Below are 18,162 nucleotides of genomic sequence, written 5' to 3'. Positions count from 1 at the left end.
GGTTCTTCGCGGGGAATGGGGGAAGACGGGATTGACGATCTGAGCAGGAAGTGGTGGCGGGGGTCTGAAGTTGGTAGATTGATAGTCGCCAAACAAGTCAATCTTTCAAACCACCGCCATGCTCAATGCTATGTCGTCTCTCCCGTTTTGGGAAGGCCATATTCTCGACTCCGTCCAAGAACAGAAAGACGGTTCCCTGCTGATCGTTCTCGAACCCTGTCCGACAAGTGATGCTTTGTGTGGGTCGTGCCGCCAGCCTTGCGCCTTGGTGCATGAGCGCCGAAGACGCAAGGTGCGCGACCGCGATATTCTGGACAAACGCGTCTGGCTTGATGTGCCAGTGCGGCGACTGGACTGCCATCACTGTAATGCACGGGTTGCCGAGCACATTGTCTGGCTTGACCGGCGTTCACGCATTACGCATCGTGTGCGCCTGTGGGTCGAGGCGCTGGCGCAACTGCTTCCGATAGCACATGTGGCCCGGCTGACCGGCCTACACTGGCATACCGTCAAAGAGATCGATCATCGGCGCTTGAAGCACTTGCATGCTGACTTCTCAGCAGAGGGTGTACGGCGCCTGGTGATGGACGAATTCGCCCTGCACAAGGGACACCGCTATGCCACTGTCGCGCTCGATGCTGAACGGATGCGCGTATTGTGGGTTGGAGAAGGCAATAGCCGGGAAGCGATCCGGCCATTTTTCGAGATGCTGGGACCGGAAGGCTGCCAGCGGATTGAAGCCGTGGCGATGGACATGAACACGGCTATGGATCTCGAAGTGCGCCAGCAATGCCCCAATGCCGAGGTGGTCTACGACCTATTTCATGTCGTGGCCCGTTTTGGCCGCGAAGTCGTTGACCGGGTACGGGTCGATCAAGCCAATGCACTACGTGCAGAGCCAAAAGCCCGTCAGGTCATCAAGCGCAGCCGATGGCTTTTGCTGCGTAATCGCGACAATCTCAAAACCGACCAGGCGATCAAACTTGACGAACTGCTCGCCGCCAACCAGCCCTTGGCAACGGTCTACCTGCTCAAGACCGAACTGAAAGAGATCTGGTATGCGCCATCGGCCTGGGAAGGTGCTCGTCGATGGAAAACCTGGCTCAAGCTCGCCCTGGAAAGCCAGATCGCACCGCTGATCCAGTTCGCTAAACGCTTGGCCAAATACCGGCGCGGTATCTTGGCTTCGGCCATCTATCCGATGAACTCATCCATCCTGGAAGGCGTCAACAATCGCATCAAAGTGATCAAACGCATGGCTTACGGATTCCGGGACGCATCCTACTTCTTCTTGAAAATCAAGAATGCGTTCCCCGGCAAAGTGCGATGAACCTTTTTTTATGCCCGTACTCGGCAGATCGAGCAATATCTCGCAGCCCCGAGCAGCCACGATTGATGGGCATCACGCTGGTATCGTTTTTTTGAAACATTGCCAGCGAGCACGCAGTACCATCAGCGAGTACCGAACTGAACCAGGGACAATGGTATCTATTCATCGGTAAGTCGCTGATTCATTGATCAAATTAGACCACGTGATGGTACCGGAACTTTGATGGTATCGGAACGCTCAAATACAAGTGTTTCGAGCATTTCGATATCGGTGCAATGTCTGTAACCCGTTGATCTGATTGGATTTTGTTGTGTTCTGATGGTACTGGAAGGAGGGCGTAATGCTGACTGATGCAAAGCTGCGCAGCCTGAAGCCTGCGGAGCGGGCTTACAAAGTGGCGGACCGCGATGGCATGTATGTCGTGGTGAGCCCGAGCGGAGGTGTTTCGTTCCGCTACAACTACCGGATCAACGGGCGCCAGGAAACGCTCGTCCTGGGTAGCTACGGTCCGGATGGACTTACATTGGCAGGCGCGAGAGAGCAACTGATGAAGGCGCGGAAGCAGGTAGCGGAAGGCATTTCGCCCGCGCGGATAAAAGCTGAAACGATCGGCTTTCGAAAAGACCAGTTGCGATTCGGCGAGTGGGCGGAGGAATGGCTTGAAAAGTACAAGATGGCGGAGTCCACGCAAGACGCTCGCCGTTTCGTCTTCGAGCATGACCTGCGCAAGCCGTTCGGTGCGCTACTGCTGCACGAGATCACGGAGCAGGGGTTACGGCAGCTGTGCGATCGCATCGTCGCCCGTGGGGCGCCCGCTGTCGCGGTGCATGCGCGTGAGATCGTTATGCTGGTATTCCGCTATGCGGCCCAGCGAGGCGAGAAGCATCCCAATCCCGCCGATGGCGTGCCGCCCGCATCGATCGCCAAGTTCGAGCCGCGCGACCGTACGCTGACTACGCACGAGATCAAGCAGTTCTATCGCTACCTGGACCGGACGCAGTGCGCGCCAACGATCCGCATTGCTGCGCGCATGCTCCTGCTGACGATGGTGCGCAAGTCGGAGCTGACAGATGCTACATGGTCCGAGATCGATTTCGCCAATCGAGTCTGGACCATCCCCGGGGTGCGGATGAAGCGGCGCAATCCACATAATGTCTACTTGTCGAACCAGGTGCTCGACATGCTGATTGCTTTGAAGACGTGTGCGGCCGGGTCGCGCTATCTGCTGCCATCCCGCTATGACCCGGACAAGCCGATGGCCGGCGCGACCTTGAATCTTGTGCTGCGATCTGTCGTCGAGGCAGCGAAAGCGGATGGGGTGATGATGACCGATTTTTCGCCGCACGATTTGCGTCGCACCGGGTCAACGCTGCTGCACGAGGCGGGCTTCAACAGCGACTGGATCGAGAAGTGCCTGGCGCACGAGCAGAAGGGTGTGCGGGCGGTGTACAACAAGGCCGAGTATTCGGAGCAGCGCCGGAACATGATGCAGCAGTGGGCCGATATGATCGACCAGTGGGTTGCCGCGACGGAGTAGGTTGCTCGGTCAGATAGCTGGTTCCCGCGATCGTTGACCCGGCGCTGATTGGGGCAGGGCTGCCTGGCGCTGGCGGGCGATCCAGTCGTCGACTTCCTGCAAGTCCCAGCCGACCATGCGGGACGTGATGGAAAAGCGCTGCGGGAATTCGCCGCGCTTTTCCATTTCGAAAATGGTGCGGTCGCTCATCGGGACTTTGCGCAGCAGCTGCCTGCGATTGATGATGACGCGGCCAGGAACCTTCAGATCCTGCTCGGTGAGGGGGCGGGTTTTCATGGTGTGCTAGCTCCGATGACTGTCCTTCGATCGTAGAGCACGTGCCCGACCGCGCGAGCGATATCGGCATCGGTCCAGATGTATATCAAATACAACCATGAAACTTCTTGATGCAATCTGATCTGGATTGAATCCGGCCCGGTTCAGTGACGTCCAGCAGCGTGCGGGACCGTTCGATGCCGTAGGTGGCACTCATCCAGCGGAACTCGCAGGCCGCCGGATGGTCAACCCGGATGGACAGCCCGGGAGGTGACATGGTTGAGCGCAGACGGATATCCGTAGAGGCTGCGGAAGCGGTGGCCGAGGTGCTGCTGGCAGACGCGATGCGGGAACGAAGAGAGAGGCTTGCCACGATCGCTGAAATCAGGCGCTGGTTGACGCCACGATGGTATTGGCCTCAGTGGTACGGTCCATCAGTCTTAAGACCGGGAGAGGCCATGTTTCATGCGAGGGCCACGTTGAGCGGAGACGCCATGCATGTGGCGGCCGCGCCGTCGTCAACACGGTCTGCGAGCTTGCATGATGATTCCATGCATTGCGCTTCCTGGACGCAGGGACCTGGCGAAGGCTGCTTCGGGAACGATTGGCATCAATGGGATCGGTGGCATGATGCGGCGCCGAATGCCCACGGCTTAGGTAACGGGGATTTTCCTGGAATTTATTCCGGTGTCGATACCGCGTTATGTTCGTCGACTTCGATATCAGGTGATCAGGATTGCTCGACGCACTGGTAGCCGGTAGGTGTGTGCGGGGCTTCTGCGTATTTAGACGCGTTCGTGGCGCAGCATTCACATTATTCGGCTCGTCGCCCCGCGCTGCGCATGCTGCTGCGCTCTCGGAAAAGGTGGGACGAACGCTCTTCGCCGGTGAGCTGCAATAGCTATTCTGAGGGAATCGTCTTGATAAGATTCGCTCTGAATTCTCCGACGATTACAAGCGAACGATTTTTCCAAAGGAAGAGAGCTTTTCCCCTAATGCGAGCGATGTTCGCTCTGCGGGATTTACGAGCGTTGCTACACGTTCACCCGGCTAGGACGTAGTCTGAACGTTGTCGCATTGTGGTCGTGCTGTGGTCGCGCTGTGACCTTTCGTGGTCGGAGTGTGGCCACATTTGTGGTCGTCCCGTGGACGGTTTGTGGTCGTCAGCGGTCACTTCCGCGGTCAGTTTTGCAGCGAGGCACTGAAAACTATGCCCGTGTGCATCAATTTTCCTAGCCAGATTGCTCAACGGTATTCGCGGGGAGGCCCCGCGACCCCGAGGGCGGTCTCACACACCACGCAACCTGCGGTTGCGTAACGGGGCCTTTCGGCGCGCGTAAATCCTGTCATACGCTAACTCGGCCATAGGGAAAGCATGGCACTACTTCTGCGACAAAGCAGAAAGCAGTATCAGCAGCGATACGGCCCGTGAAGTACCCTATCGGAAGCGGGTGGGCCGAGCGGCCGCCGCCTGGACGTGCTCGTTACTCTTGTTGAGGCGTACAAGGCTCGCCGACGCCGCTCACGTGATCGAGTTCCTGCTCTACGCGCTCGCTCCGTGGTGGCGCAGATGCTCATAGCCGCTAGCCGGTGACGTGCGGTCATTGCGCGCCACCCACGCTGGGGCCAACGGATACCTGCTCAAAAACGCTCTGCGCGCGGAGTTACCCAGGAAGTCATCGCTGGCATGCGCGAGCGCCCCGACCCGATCGGCGCATCGCTGAGGATAGCGGGGCGCCCTGAAAGTAGTAAAGAGATAGCGCTCAGCTTGCCGTCCGTGGCCACGGACAGTGGCTACGACGACCTGGGGCACGTCGGGTAAGCCCCCGCATGCCCAATCGAGCACCCCAGCGCCATAACGCTTCACGCGGCAAGCGCCGGGTAGTCCACATAGCCTCGGGCACCCCCGCCATAGAACGTGAACGGATCGGGCTCGTTGTAGGGTCCGCCCTGGGCAATGCGGCGCACTAGATCGGGGTTGGCGATGAATTGCCGGCCGAAAGACACCATATCGGCCCGGCCGTCGCGAACCAGCCCGTCGGCCGCCTCGGGGCTCAAGCCACCATTGGCGATCACGAAGCCGCTGTAGTTTGCGCGGACAAGCGACAGGAGTTCATCCATGTCCGGCTCGCCGCCCCAGGCATTCGTGTCGGCGGCGTGGACGTAGCCGACCCCGTACTCTTCGAGCATGCGCAGCAGGTAGCCGTAGGTATCGGCCAGCGCAGGGTCGCCGGCATTGTTGTACAACGCGAACGGCGAGATGCGCACGCCGATGCGCGAGGCGGGGAACGACAGCATCACCGACTCGATCACCAGGCGCAGGAACCTCACGCGGTTCTTGATGCGGCCGCCGAAGTCGTCGGTGCGCCGGTTCACAAGGGGCGACAGGAACTGCTGCGGCAGGTAGCCGTTGGCCGCGTGGATCTCCACGCCATCGAGCCCGGCATCGAGCGCGTTGGCTGCCCCCATGCCGAATGTCCGGACGGCGCTGAAGATCTCTTCGCGCTCCATGGCGCGCGACGGCGAGGCAGCGATGCGCGTGTACTGGCCGTTGCGCAGCATGCCGTATACCTGCAGCAGGTGCAGGTCGTCGTTAACGCCCGATGGCGACAGCGGCGCCGCGCCGCCGAGCAGCGCATAGGAGCTGACGCGCCCGCTGTGCCACAGTTGCATGAACAGCTTGCCGCTATCCCGGTGGACGGCCGCCGCGACGCGCCGCCATCCTGCCACCTGTTCCGGTGTGTGGATGCCCGGCGCCAGCTCGAACGCCGCCGACATGGGGGAGACATTGGTGGCCTCCGAAATGAGGAGGCCGGCGGATGCGCGTTGTTGATAGTATTGTGCGGCGAGGTCATCGGGTACCCCGTCCCCGCCCGCACGGCTGCGCGTCACCGGCGCCATGGCGACGCGGTTGCCAAGGGCGAGGCCGCCGAACATCGCGGGTTGCAAAATGGCTTTCATCGTTTGCTCCTTGAGTGTTTGCTGTCGATGAGGCATCGTAGCCGCAGCATGAGGTGGTGATAATCCAGCCCGGCCGCAAAGGGGCTTTGCCCAATTCGCAAAGGAATCGATGGACCGCTTTTCGGAACTTAATGCCTTCTGCGCCGTTGCCACGAGCGGCGGCTTTTCCGCCGCGGGCAGGCTGCTCGGGCTGGTACCGTCCACGGTCGCGCGCCTCGTCGACGGCCTCGAGGCGCGGCTGGGCGCTCCGTTGCTGAACCGGTCGACGCGCCAGGTCACGTTGACCGAGGCCGGCGCCGAATATTTCGTGAGGGCGCAGGCCATCCTGGCTAGCATCGAAGAGGCCGACGACGCCGCGGGTTCTGCCCACTCGGGGCCGCAAGGGCTGCTGAGGGTGAGCGCGCCGGTCGCCTTTGCCCGGCTGTACATCGCGCCGCACCTGGCCGAGCTCCAACTGCGCCATCCGCGGCTGGAACTGGAACTGGTGGTATCCGACGCGCTGTCGGACATGGTGGGAGAGGCGATCGACGTGGCGATCCGCATCGGCGCCGCGGCCAGCCAGCCGGACCTGGTGGCCAGGCGGCTCGCCGGTCACCGGCGCATCGTATGCGCCAGTCCTTCCTATCTCGAACGCTGCGGCACCCCGCAAGTGCCCGCGGACCTGCTCCGGCACGAATGCCTGCGCTTCGCGTACACGGGCTTGTTGCGCCGGCCGGGATGGCGCTTCCTGAAGGATGGCGAGATCCTCGAGATCGCGGTGCGGGGCAGGCTGGTCGCCAACAGTTCGGACGTGCTACGCCAGGCGGCGCTCGATGGCGCGGGCGTCGCGCTGCTGCCCGACTGGCTGGTCAGCGCAGACGTGGAGGAAGGCAGGCTGGCCGCCTTGCTGGCGGACTTCGAAAGCAACCCGGGCCCGATGGACGTGGGCGTGTTCGCCGTTTACCAGCCGAGCCGGCGCGGCTCCGGCAAGGTGCGCGCATTCGTCGACTTCATTGCCGAGCGTCTCAAGGATTCGTGAGGGATCGGCTGCCCATGATGCCGGCGCCGAGTTCCATGCCCCATTGCCCCAGCTCGCGGGCCGCCGCCAGGCGCACGCCTTCCCAGGCGTCCAGCCGGCTGTCGGAGTAACCCTCGCGCAGCGCATGGGCCAGCGCCATCGCATCCGCCGCCGCCTTGCCGGTACCGCTGGCGGTATGCGGCCGGATGACTGCCGCGGCGTCGCCCAGCAGGAGCACGCGCCCATCCCGCAATGCCGGTGCCTGGAAATCGACGATCGCCTGGACGAACGGTTGCGCGGTCGCCTCGACCAGCGCCCGCAGCGAAGGCGCCAGGATGGAGCCTGCTTCCGCGCGTAATCCCTGCGCCGTTTCGCGCGTCATGGCACCGGGCGGCAGCGACGTCTCGTGCTGCCGGCCATCCCTGTCGGTCAGGATTGCATGAAGCATCGCGCCGGCGGCCACCGGCCGGTACCACACCCAGTTCCAGCGCCGTTCGCCAAGGCCGGTGGCTCCGTCCGTGCCCGGCACGGGATAGGTAAGGAACATGTGCTGCTCCCCTTGCTGGAACACGAACGTGTGGTCGAGTCGGTCCCGCAACGCTTCCGGCAGTTCCGTTTCCGGCACCAGGCCGCGCCAGGCCACGTAGCCCGCATAGCGCGGCAGGAGATCGGGGAACATCCGCCTGCGCACCTGCGCACCTGCGAGCGGGCGCCGTCGGCGCCGACCAGCAGATCGGCACGCACTTCCCGTCCATCTGACAGCTGCGCGGTCACCATGTCGGACAGCTCTTCGTAGTCCGTCAATGCAAGACCGGCGTGCACTGCCGGCTGGGCATCCCTCAGCACGCCATACAGCGCATTCCACGAGGTCTGCGTCTGCGGCATGTGCAGCCGCCGGATTACGTTGTCGTCCTGGTCGAGGAAGATGCGGTCGACCGTCGTTACACCGGGTGTGCCGTGCCAGCCGATATCGGCCTGGTGCAGGGCACGCAGCATGTCGCCCTGCAGCACCAGCCCGCCGCCCCGCCTGGACAGGTCGGAAGGCGAGCGCTCGAAGACTTCCACGTTCCATCCTTCCCGGCGCAGCAGTGCCGCTGTGGTCAGCCCGCCGATGGAGCCCCCGATGACGACGGCCTTGCGGCCATCCGTTTTCGCTTCCTCGTTCATCGCACTTCCTTTCATTGTTGGCGTCAAGGTAGGGCGGGCGGCCGCGTTCGGCAATGGCGGCACGGCGCAAAAGGCCTTTGCCGATCCTGCAAAGCCGGAGCTGCCGCCCGCTGTCAGAATCCACATCGCCTGGCGCAGTTTAAGCGCCGGGACACGCGTCCGATTCCCTGTATCGCCTAGTCGCGCGCTGGCCAAAGGGTGGAGGCCAGGCGCGGGGCGTTATCCCATAATTTTTCGGACGGCCATAACCTTCGGAACGACGGTATCCGCCACCACCAGGAAGACACATGAAGACCAGACTGATTGTCACCGGGCTGCTGGGCGCGGGCGCGATCCTCGCACTGTTATATGGCTGGAGCCGCGAGCCGCCGATGCCCGCCGCGGCCGCGCAATTGCCCGCGGAATCCGCCCAAGTGCTGGAGGAAGGACGGCGCATCGTCGCGCTTGGCGACTGCATGGTTTGCCATACTTCGACCACCGGAAGGGCGTATGCGGGCGGGCTGCCGCTGAAGACGCCGTTCGGCACCATCTACAGCACCAACATCACGCCGGATGCCGAGACGGGCATCGGGCGCTGGACCCAGGCCGCCTTCACGCGCGCACTGCGCCGCGGCATCGCCAGCGATGGCCACCTGCTTTACCCGGCCTTTCCGTATACGCACTACACGCGCATGAGCGACCGCGACATCGGCCTGGCGTACGCATACCTGATGAGCAGGCCGGCCGTGCGCTACGCCCCGCCGAAGAATGACCTCGTCTTTCCGTTGAACTTCCGGCCGCTGCTGGCGTTCTGGAACGTGCTGTTCCTCACGCCCGGCACCGGCGCGGAAGCGCCGCGGGATGGCACGACGATCGAGCGCGGCCGCTACCTCGTCGACACCCTCGGGCACTGCGCTTCCTGCCACAGCGGCCTGAATTCGCTGGGCGGGGAGCGCAAGCCGGCGTTCGGCGGCGGCGAGATCGACGGCTGGCATGCGCCGGCACTGACGCGGCTCGCGCGAGGGCGCAACCCCTGGTCCGGGCAGCAGCTTGCCGACTACCTGCACGGCGGCCTGGCTCTCGGGCATGGCGCGGCCAAAGGGCCGATGCGACCCGTGGCCGAGCGGCTGGCCGAAGTGCCGCGCGAGGATGCGGTAGCCATGGCCAGGTACCTGATGAGCATCCAGGAAGCCCCGACGACAGGATCGGGCGAGACGTCGATCGCGGCGGCATCGGCGGGAAGCACCATCGCCCAGGGCAGGATCATCTTCGCCGCCGCCTGCGCAAGCTGCCATGCCGCGCCGGCCGCTATGATGCGGATCGGCGGCCGCCCCGCGCTTGCCCAAAGCAGCGCCCTGCTGTCCGATACGCCGGTCAATTTCGTGCAGACCGTCCTCGCGGGCATCCCGTGGAACAGCGGCTCCGCCGTGTACATGCCGACGTTCGCGCCGGCCTTGACCGACCAGCAGATCGCCAGCCTGGCCGCATACCTGCGCCAGGACCTGGACGAACAGGGAGCATGGCAAGACGTCGCCAGGCAAAGCGCAGCCATTCGCAAGGAACTTCGACCATGACCACCAACCTGAAGCTGAACGGCCGCGCAACGCGGTTTTCCTCCGACCCCGACACGCCGCTGCTCTACGTGCTGCGCAACGAAGGGAGACTGAACGGCGCGAAATTCGGTTGCGGCATGGGCCAGTGCGGCGCCTGTACCGTGATCGTTGATGGCGAAGCCGTGTTCTCGTGCTTAGCGCCGTTGGCCACGCTGGAGGGGCGCTCCGTGCGCACCGTGGAGGGCCTGGGCACAGCCACCGCGCCGGGGCCGCTCCAGGCGGCCTTCATCCGGCACCAGGCGGCCCAATGCGGCTACTGCATCGCCGGGATGCTGATGCGCGCGCAGGCCCTGCTTGACCGGATTCCGAAACCGACCGACCAGCAGATCCGCGAGCACATGGAGCCGAACCTGTGCCGCTGCGGCACGCACACGCGTATCTTCGCGGCCATCAAGGACGCGGCCAATGGAGGCAAGCCATGAGCATCGACAACCAGGTCAATACGGGGCGCCGGGCATTCCTCGAGGGCGGCGCATTGGTCGTCGCGTTCTCGTTGCTGCCATCGCTGGCGCGCGCGGAATTCAACGGCATGGGCGTGCCACCGGTCGCCAACCCGAAGCTGGCGGGCAGCCTGCAGCGCACACCCATGCTGGACGCCTGGATCCGCATCGCGCCGGATGGCCGCGTGACCGTCTGCAGCGGCAAGGTGGAACTCGGCACGGGCGTGCGCACGGCGCTGATGCAGGTCGCCTGCGAGCAGCTCGCGCTGCCCCTGCAGGAGATCCACTTCATCGCCGGCGACACGGACCTGACGCCGAACGAGGGCTTCACCGCCGGCAGCCACACGATGGCCGACAGCGGCAAGGCGCTGCTGCACGCAAGCGCCCAGGTGGCCACGCTGTTGCGCGAGGGTGCCGCGCGCCGCTGGGGCGTGGCACCGCGCCAGGTGCGGCTGCGCGAAGGCCGGGCCGGCGGGCCGGGTGGCCGTTCGATGCACTACGGCGAGGCGATTGCCGGCATCACACTGCGGCGCGCCGCGTCCGAAGTGTCGGAACTGAAGCCGCCGGCGACGTATTCGGTCATCGGCAAGGCGGTGCCGCGCGTGGATATCCCGGCCAAGGTGACCGGCGGCCAGGCCTATGTGCAGGACCTGCGGCTGCCGGGCATGCTGCATGCGCGTGTCGTGCGCCCGCCGCGGCCCGGCACGAAGCTGGTCGGCGTGGATGTGGAAGCAGTGAGGAAGATGAAGGGCGTGCACTCCGTGGTCCGCAACGGCAACTACCTGGCCGTCATCGCGGCGGAAGAATGGCATGCGATCCAGGCGATGTACGCGCTGACAGCCACCGCGAAATGGGAGGGGGGAACAATGCTGCCCGGCCCGACGACGATCCATGACTACCTGCAGCGTATTCCGTCGCAGGACGAGGCGATCCTGCAGCGCGGCGGTGCGCTGCGCCCCGGGTTGCGCACGATCCGCAACCGGTACACCAGGCAGTACGTGCTGCACGGCTCGATCGGCCCATCTTGCGCGGTGGCGCACCTGGACGCCTGGCGCATGACCGTCTGGACGCACAGCCAGGGCGTATTCCCCCTGCGCCAGGCCCTTGCCGAAATGCTGGCGATGAAGCTCGACGCCGTGCACTGCATCCATACCGAGGGTTCCGGCTGCTACGGGCAGAACGGCGCCGACGATGTCGCGGCCGATGCGGCACTGCTGGCCCGCGAGGTACCCGGCCGGCCGGTCCGGGTGCAGCTGATGCGGGACCAGGAAAACCTGTGGGAGCCGTTCGCCCCCGCCATGGTGAGCACGGTCGTCGCCGCCCTGGGCCCGGACAACCGGATCGACTACTGGCAATACGCGGTGTGGAGCGGCTCGCATAACGAAAGGCCCGGGAACGCAGGCAAGCTGCTGCCTGCGCAACTGCTGGCCAGGCCGTTCGTGCCGTCGCCCTCCCTTCCCATGCCACAACCGGAGGGCGGCGGCGACCGGAATGCGCTGCCGCTGTACGAAGTGCCGAACATACGGGTGGTGAACCACTTCCTGCCCGTCACGCCGCTGCGCACGTCGGCGATGCGCTCGCTGGGCGCGCATCTCAATATCCTTGCAATCGAAAGCACGATGGACCAGCTGGCCGCGCTGGCGCGCCTCGATACGGTGCAGTTTCGTCTTGCGCACCTTGCTGCGCAGCCACGCGCGCAGGCCGTGATACGCAGTGCGGCACATCGGTTCGGCTGGTCGGGCCAACAGTCCGCGCGGCCCGGGCATGGGACCGGTTTCGGCTTCGGCCAGTACAAGAACACGATGGCTTACGTAGCGATCGCCATCGAGATCTTCTTTGATGAGGACAAGCATGAGGTCCACGTGCTCAAGGTATCGGCGGCCGCGGATTGCGGGCAGGTCGTCAATCCGGACGGGGCCAGGAACCAGCTGGAGGGCGGCATCATCCAGTCCACCAGCTGGACGCTGCTCGAAGCGCTGCGCTACGGCGAGGATGGCGTGAAGAGCTTCGACTGGGCGACCTATCCGATCCTGCGCTTTTCCGGCGTGCCGCGCAGGATCGATATCGCATTGCTTGACCAGCCGGGGCAGCCCTTTCTCGGGGTCGCCGAGGCGGCGCAGGGACCGATGGCGGCCGCGCTGGCCAATGCCTTCGCGCACGCTGCCGGGAAGCGCGCATTCCACTCGCCGCTCCTGGCGGCCAGTTGACCGATGCAAAAACGGCGGCCATCCGGCCGTCATCTTCGATAATCGTTCTAGCACTCCGACCGCTGTCGCGTACGTCCGCTTCCGGCCGGGGCGGACGCGGACATACGGTCCCCCGAACTAAACACCATATGCGAATCGAGCCGGGACCGTGATCGTGACAGTGGTGCCAGCACCAAGTACGCTTTCGATCGCTAACGCCCCATTCAATCGGTGTACACGTTCGCGCATTCCAATGAGCCCCCAATGGCCAACCTTGCCCATTTCAATAACGCTGGGGGCCATACCACGACCGTCGTCTTTCACGAGACCGCGCAGGCCCGACTCGGATGCATCGACAACGACGCGTATCTGCCTTGCGCCGGAATGCTGGATGCCGTTGGCAATCGCTTCTTGCAGAACATAGAAGATCTCACTAGCCACGGCGGAGTCGAGTCGGTCGATGCTACCGGTCAATTCCAACTTCACCCGGTCTTCAGTATCTGGCCCGAGCTTCGCAATCGACCGCTGCAATCTGCTCGCAAGATCGTGCTGTGCTGACTCGCTGCGCAGGTCCATCACTTCGTCACGGGTTTCCTCGATCATCAGATCTGCTCTGGCCAGCGCTTGGCCCAGCTGTTTTTCTTCCGGTGTACCCGTGGGCATCCGCATGAGAATCGCATGACAACTAAGGATCAACCCCTGAACTCCCTGCAGAAGATTGTCATGCAGGCTGCGAGCTATGCGTTCGCGCTCTTCCACGCGTGCCGCACTTTTCTCTGCAGATCGGCGTGCTACCGCGGCGATGCGCCACCGATACAGCGCAACGAGCAACGACACGAGCAGGGCAAGAGCGATGGCGCGGAACCAGTAAGTCTGCCATATGGTAGGAGCAATCTCGAATTCCAGGGAAGCGCCGGTGTTGTTCCACACACCGTCCTCGTTAGCTGCCTTCACTTGAAAACGATATGAGCCAGGACCAAGGTTAGTATATCGGGCCGCCCGTTCCGGTCCTGGTTGCTGCCAGTCTTGGTCTACACCATGTAGGCGGTAGCGAAACTGTACGCGTTCGGGAATCGAGAGTGCTGTAGCTGTGAAATTGATGTCAAGACTAGTGGTGGCAGCGGGTATCTGCATGTTGGATTTTGCAGGCACGCTTGTATCGCCGAAGCGTACTGAAGTAACAATTACTGTTGGCGCCAGTTGATTGCGGCGGATCGCAGAAGGGTCAATCCAGCCAACCTGTGACGATGTCGCATAGTAGACCTTGCCATCGTTCGCAAGAGTCAGCGAAGGTAGTGGTCTGATCTGGGCAACTTGGCCACGCAGCCCATCTTCAAAATTAAATACTTCCCAATCGACCGGATTGTGTGGGTCGCTCAGAAATTTACTCAGCGCTTGCGAGGGCACATGGAAGAGGCCCTTGGTGCCATGCAGCCATAGGGCGCCGCTCCGGTCGATCACCATTCCTGACACCCCAGAGAACGATCCCATACGGCGTGGCTGCAAAGAGTACGCTATACCGTTCCGATGCAAAATGACGCCTTGGTCACCGCTGGCAAACAAGTTCCCGTCGTGCTCCATCAAACTCAAAATGTTCCCAACCGATTCACTCAGCGCGGTCGAAATCATCCGTAGTCCGCTCGGAGTGAGTTCAGCCAATCGGCCCTGGGTATACCCAAGATAAGTACGCCCCGACGCTCCTGTATGCATGGAGATGGGTGTCTCGTTTTCAACCTTACTAGATTCCACCTTCGTCCACCTACCGTCGAGAAGACGATAGAGGCCGTTCCGAACGAAAGACACTAGAACAGCCCCGGCATTATCGGTAACGATGCTTTGCACCCACGTATTTGGCTTAATCTGGCTCGGTAACGGCCAATCACGCATACCGCTGTTGGTGAGGTGGAAAATCCCTGCGGAACCGCCTAGCCAGATGCTGCCGGCACTCTGCTTGTATATTGCAGAAATGCCTTGCACACCCGGTAATGGCAATAATCGATTGCCTGACCAACGCTGAACCGGTTTCTCGTCACGGCTCGTCACCAACATCTCATCGGCAAGACCTTGGCCGACATGAAGATCAACGGCCCCAGATGGAAGCTGTAGTGTGTGCAGGCGGTGTACACGATACCGCTCCACACCTTCTAACGTCGAGACCCACAGATTGTTCTCTCGGTCCACGAGCGAGCGAACGAACAACTTGCCAGGCAAGCTGCCGCCTTCGAACTCCTGGGCTACGCGCAACACACCGTCGTCTCCAGCACGCAGCAATGAGGTGCCTCCTCTCAACCACGCCCACCACGTGCCGTCGGGTCCTTCAATAGGACTGTCAGTCAATCCTGCGTTGGCGTCGACTTTCGCCACAACTGAGGTGTCCGCTAGTGAAAATTTGGTCACTTCTCCTTTGCCTGTATGGACCATCACTTTGCCCTTGATGATCGAGAGATACGGTGAACCGCGTAACGACGCAATCTCGCGAAATGACTCAGTGCCTTGCGCCAATGCATACAGTTTCTTATTGGCCCTATCGGTGATCCACACAGTCCCGTTATCGTCTGCTCCTTCCCAATGTATATCTCTTTTGTGCACTGCTGCCTTCAGCAGTTGCATCCACTTGCCGGTATCGTTATCGAGCCGTGAAAACTGGGTCCCCGTATTGGCGTACAGTCTGCCCGATTTATCTACAAGCAATGATTCGACCGAGCCTGGTGGAAGCCCGTCCTTGCTACCATAATGCCGCACTTCACTACGCGTAAATACAGAGACGCCTCCAAACTGGTAGCCAACAGCTAGGCCGTCGCGTGTGGCGGCGATCGAAATGAGGTTGTTCGACTGCAGCGCATGACCGTATACGGATGAGACCTGCGTAAAGCGGGCTCCGTCGAAATTGTAGAGGCCAGCTACCGTCGGAAACCACAGCATCCCGTCACCGTCCTGCGCAATTCCATACGCTAACGGAGGAGCCCCATCTGCCTGCCCCCAGACACGGCGCTCGAACGTTGGCGGCCCGGCGAGGGCGACGCGACTCAACGTGAGTTCGCACAGTAGCAAAAGCCCCAGCAGTACTAAACGGCACCCCAGCATTCTCCCTCCCTTAAGTTGCAAGGTTACAAGTGTAACTGTTGAGTGGTGCCTGAGCGAAGTAGATATCCCACGCGGCGCGGTCTTGTGAGTCAACCGAAAGGTCGGGCATGGATGCTTAGGACGACTGAGGCGTATCGTAAGCGTCTGTTCAGCACCGTCTTGAGCCGTCAGATGGAAAGCGAGATGATGTTTGCCACACCGCTGGGAAGCGGAGTTCAGCCGGCCAGTTTGGCGGCACAGTTCCAGGGCAGGAAGTCGTCGACGCGGTTCACAGGATGATCGGCGATATGCGTCAGCACGTGGCGCAACCAGGCTTCGGGGTCGATGCCGTTCAGCCTGGCCGTTCCGATCAGCCCATACATGGCAGCGGCGCGTTCGCCACCGCTGTCGGCGCCGGCAAATAGGAAGTTGCGCCGGCCCAGCGCGACGCCGCGCAGCGCGCGTTCGGCGGCCGAGTTGTCGATTTCGATGCGGCCATCGTCGGCATAGCGGATCAGTGCCGGCCACAGCTTGAGGGCATACAGGATCGCTGCCGCCGTATCGGATTTACGCGACAGCGTAGCGAGCGTGGCGTGCAGCCAGCGCTCCAGGTCGTCGAGCAGCGGTTTCGCTTGCTGCTGGCGGGTGACACGACGTTCGTCGGGCGGCTTGCCGCGGATGGATTCTTCGATGGCATACAGCTCGCCGATCCGGCGCAGCGCTTCGGTGGTCAGCGGTGTCGGGCGCGCCGCATGCAGGTCGTAAAACTTACGTCGCGCGTGTGCCCAGCATGCTGCTTCGATCACGCGGCCAGTGTCGTAGACCGCATTGAAGCCGGCGTAAGCGTCGGCCTGCAGCACGCCGTTGAAGTTGGCCAGGTGCGCCTGCGGATGTTCGCCTTTGCGGTCGGGTGAGTATGCAAACCATACTGCCGGTGGCGTGTCGTCACCGCCGGCGCGGTCGTCGCGCACGTAAGTCCACAAGCGTGCCGTGCGCGTTTTGCCGTTGCCTGGCGCCAGTACCGGTAGTGGCGTATCGTCGGCATGCAGTTTAGTGCCGGCAAAAACATAGCGGCGCAGGGCATCGATCAGGGGACGCAGCAGCATGCTGGCGGCACCGATCCAGTTGGCCAGTAGACTGCGCTCAAGCTCCACGCCTTCACGGCCGTAGATCACGCTTTGGCGATACAGCGGCAGGTGGTCGGCATACTTCGCTACCAGCACATGGGCCAGCAGTCCAGGACCGGCGATGCCGCGCTCGATCGGCCGGCTTGCTGCCTGTGCTTGCACGATCGTATCGCAGCAGGCACAGGCCAGCTTGGGACGTACGTGGCGGATCACGCGGAAACTGGCCGGCACGTACTCCAGTTGCTCCGAGACGTCTTCACCCAGATACTTCAGGTGGCCGCCGCAGTCCGGGCAGGCATCATTGCCCGGTGAGTGCACATGCTCTTCGCGTGGCAGATGTGGTGGCAGCGGCTTGCGTTCGGCTTTCTTGCGAGGCGCTACCTCTGCAGGCGCCTGGGCCTCGGCGACCGCTTCTTCCGCTTCCAGGTCTTCCAGCTGCAGTTCCAGTTGCTCTATCTGCTGGTCCAGCTTTTCAGAGCTGCGGCCAAACTGCATGCGCTTGAGCTTGGCCAGGACCAGCTTCAGGTGCTCGATCTCGGCGTCCCGCCTCGACAGTTCAGCGGTCAAATGCGCCAAGCGCGCTTCGCTCTGTTCTGCGTATGTTTCAATCCGTGCAGCACGCGCTTCGCTGGCCAGCAGCATGGCCTTCAAGGCAGCGATATCGTCGGGCAGGTCAGCGGCGTTGAGCATGCGACCAAGTTTACGCTGACGATAGCAAGTTTACAAGGCCGACTCCGGTCGCCAAGTCCGTTCTGGCCGGCGCCAGTCGATCCCTTCAAGCAGCATCGAGAGTTGGGCCTGTGTCAGCGTGACGGTACCGCTCGTGGCCTGTGGCCAGATGAAGCGGCCCTTCTCGAGGCGCTTGCACAGCAGGCACAGGCCATCGCCAGTCCACCACAGCACTTTAATGAGATCGCCGCGCCGGCCGCGGAAAACAAACACATGGCCGCTGTACGGATCTTCCTCCAAGGCAGTCTGCACTTTTGAGGCCAAACCGTTGAAGCCGGAACGCATATCGGTCACGCCGGCCGCGAGCCAGATACGTGTTCCTGCGGGCAGGCCGATCATCGGCGTAGCCCTTCCAGGACCACTGCCAGCGTTGCTGGATCGGGCCGACCTTCGATCCGCATCGTCGCATTGCCCAGCCGGATTTCGATCACGCCTTCGCAGCGCTGATCGCTCACACCAAGCCGTGGCGGTATCACTGGCGCCAATGTCACCGCAACCAGCCCCGGTTGATCGAACAGGCCGGCGCGCAATTGGCGCCGCCATTTGAACACCATATTCGAATTCAACTGATGCTGCAGAGCCAGCTGTGCAACCGACACACCGGGTTCGCACGCCTGTTGCGCCAACTTCCGCTTGAACTCCAGTGGGTAGTTCGTACTGCGTCGGCGCCTGCCGGGTTTGACCTCACTCTCCAAGATAGTCTCCACCAAAATTTAGTGGGGACTATCTTGGCAACTGGTGCTATTCAGTGTCTAGACGGTGCAGGCTGTACGCTTAC

General features: G+C 62.6%; 13 protein-coding genes and 1 pseudogene. 6 read left to right on the top strand and 8 right to left on the bottom strand.

The window, feature by feature from the left end:
* The first annotated feature begins 118 nt into the window (after nt 1-118).
* Nucleotides 119-1,330: an ISL3 family transposase gene (locus ACY34H_RS29720; protein WP_464975433.1), complete on the top strand. Its 1,212-nt coding sequence runs from the start codon at nt 119-121 to the stop codon at nt 1,328-1,330.
* 340 nt (nt 1,331-1,670) lie between these two features.
* A complete protein-coding gene (locus ACY34H_RS29715) occupies nt 1,671-2,867 on the top strand; it encodes a tyrosine-type recombinase/integrase (protein WP_464981008.1) in 1,197 nt (398 codons plus the stop codon).
* A gap of 9 nt (nt 2,868-2,876) precedes the next feature.
* Here ACY34H_RS29715 and ACY34H_RS29710 read toward each other — a convergent pair whose 3' ends face one another.
* Both ACY34H_RS29710 and ACY34H_RS29705 read right to left on the bottom strand, forming a co-directional pair.
* Nucleotides 2,877-3,143 carry a helix-turn-helix transcriptional regulator gene (locus tag ACY34H_RS29710; RefSeq protein WP_464981007.1) on the bottom strand — a complete coding sequence of 89 codons (267 nt, stop codon included), beginning with the start codon at nt 3,141-3,143 and terminating at the stop codon, nt 2,877-2,879.
* Between the two features lie 1,842 nt (nt 3,144-4,985).
* The gene (locus ACY34H_RS29705) at nt 4,986-6,083 is read right to left on the bottom strand and encodes an alkene reductase (RefSeq protein WP_464981006.1); all 1,098 of its coding nucleotides are present in this window, start codon (nt 6,081-6,083) and stop codon (nt 4,986-4,988) included.
* 109 nt (nt 6,084-6,192) lie between these two features.
* On the opposite strand from ACY34H_RS29705, the gene ACY34H_RS29700 reads away from it, so the two are divergent.
* A complete protein-coding gene (locus ACY34H_RS29700; protein WP_464981005.1) occupies nt 6,193-7,101 on the top strand; it encodes a LysR family transcriptional regulator in 909 nt (302 codons plus the stop codon).
* Here the strand turns inward: ACY34H_RS29700 and ACY34H_RS29695 are convergent.
* Complete coding sequence (locus ACY34H_RS29695) at nt 7,088-7,759, bottom strand: FAD binding domain-containing protein (protein ID WP_464981004.1); 672 nt, start codon at nt 7,757-7,759, stop codon at nt 7,088-7,090. The two genes, ACY34H_RS29700 and ACY34H_RS29695, sit on opposite strands and share 14 nt — an antisense overlap.
* A 62-nt stretch (nt 7,760-7,821) precedes the next feature.
* Nucleotides 7,822-8,247 (bottom strand): annotated as a pseudogene (locus ACY34H_RS29690) (NAD(P)-binding protein); the annotation flags it as partial.
* 287 nt (nt 8,248-8,534) lie between these two features.
* Here ACY34H_RS29690 and ACY34H_RS29685 point away from each other — a divergent pair.
* Genes ACY34H_RS29685 through ACY34H_RS29675 form a run of 3 tightly spaced genes read left to right on the top strand, consistent with a single transcriptional unit; the run spans nt 8,535 to nt 12,486 of the window.
* Nucleotides 8,535-9,800 (top strand): c-type cytochrome, encoded by a 1,266-nt coding sequence (locus ACY34H_RS29685; protein ID WP_464981003.1) that lies wholly within the window; start codon nt 8,535-8,537, stop codon nt 9,798-9,800.
* The gene (locus tag ACY34H_RS29680) at nt 9,797-10,261 is read left to right on the top strand and encodes a (2Fe-2S)-binding protein (RefSeq protein WP_464981002.1); all 465 of its coding nucleotides are present in this window, start codon (nt 9,797-9,799) and stop codon (nt 10,259-10,261) included. The genes ACY34H_RS29685 and ACY34H_RS29680 overlap by 4 nt, the downstream gene beginning before the upstream one ends.
* Nucleotides 10,258-12,486 (top strand): xanthine dehydrogenase family protein molybdopterin-binding subunit, encoded by a 2,229-nt coding sequence (locus ACY34H_RS29675; RefSeq protein ID WP_464981001.1) that lies wholly within the window; start codon nt 10,258-10,260, stop codon nt 12,484-12,486. Before ACY34H_RS29680 ends, ACY34H_RS29675 begins: the two co-directional genes overlap by 4 nt.
* 117 nt (nt 12,487-12,603) lie before the next feature.
* Here the strand turns inward: ACY34H_RS29675 and ACY34H_RS29670 are convergent, their stop codons facing one another.
* From ACY34H_RS29670 to tnpA, 4 genes are all read right to left on the bottom strand, one after another.
* Nucleotides 12,604-15,387 (bottom strand): sensor histidine kinase, encoded by a 2,784-nt coding sequence (locus ACY34H_RS29670; RefSeq protein WP_464981000.1) that lies wholly within the window; start codon nt 15,385-15,387, stop codon nt 12,604-12,606.
* 377 nt (nt 15,388-15,764) lie between these two features.
* Complete coding sequence (gene tnpC / locus ACY34H_RS29665) at nt 15,765-17,345, bottom strand: IS66 family transposase (RefSeq protein WP_464976079.1); 1,581 nt, start codon at nt 17,343-17,345, stop codon at nt 15,765-15,767.
* A gap of 30 nt (nt 17,346-17,375) precedes the next feature.
* Nucleotides 17,376-17,723 (bottom strand): IS66 family insertion sequence element accessory protein TnpB, encoded by a 348-nt coding sequence (tnpB, locus tag ACY34H_RS29660; RefSeq protein WP_464976078.1) that lies wholly within the window; start codon nt 17,721-17,723, stop codon nt 17,376-17,378.
* On the bottom strand, nt 17,720-18,079 hold the full coding sequence (gene tnpA, locus ACY34H_RS29655) for an IS66-like element accessory protein TnpA (protein ID WP_464976077.1): 360 nt from the start codon (nt 18,077-18,079) through the stop codon (nt 17,720-17,722). Before tnpA ends, tnpB begins: the two co-directional genes overlap by 4 nt.
* Between the last annotated feature and the right edge of the window lie 83 nt (nt 18,080-18,162).

This window comes from Pseudoduganella sp. jia 9 (genome assembly GCF_055502615.1).
Note: the sequence above shows the minus strand (reverse complement) of the source record. Positions and strands in the feature narration are given on the sequence as shown.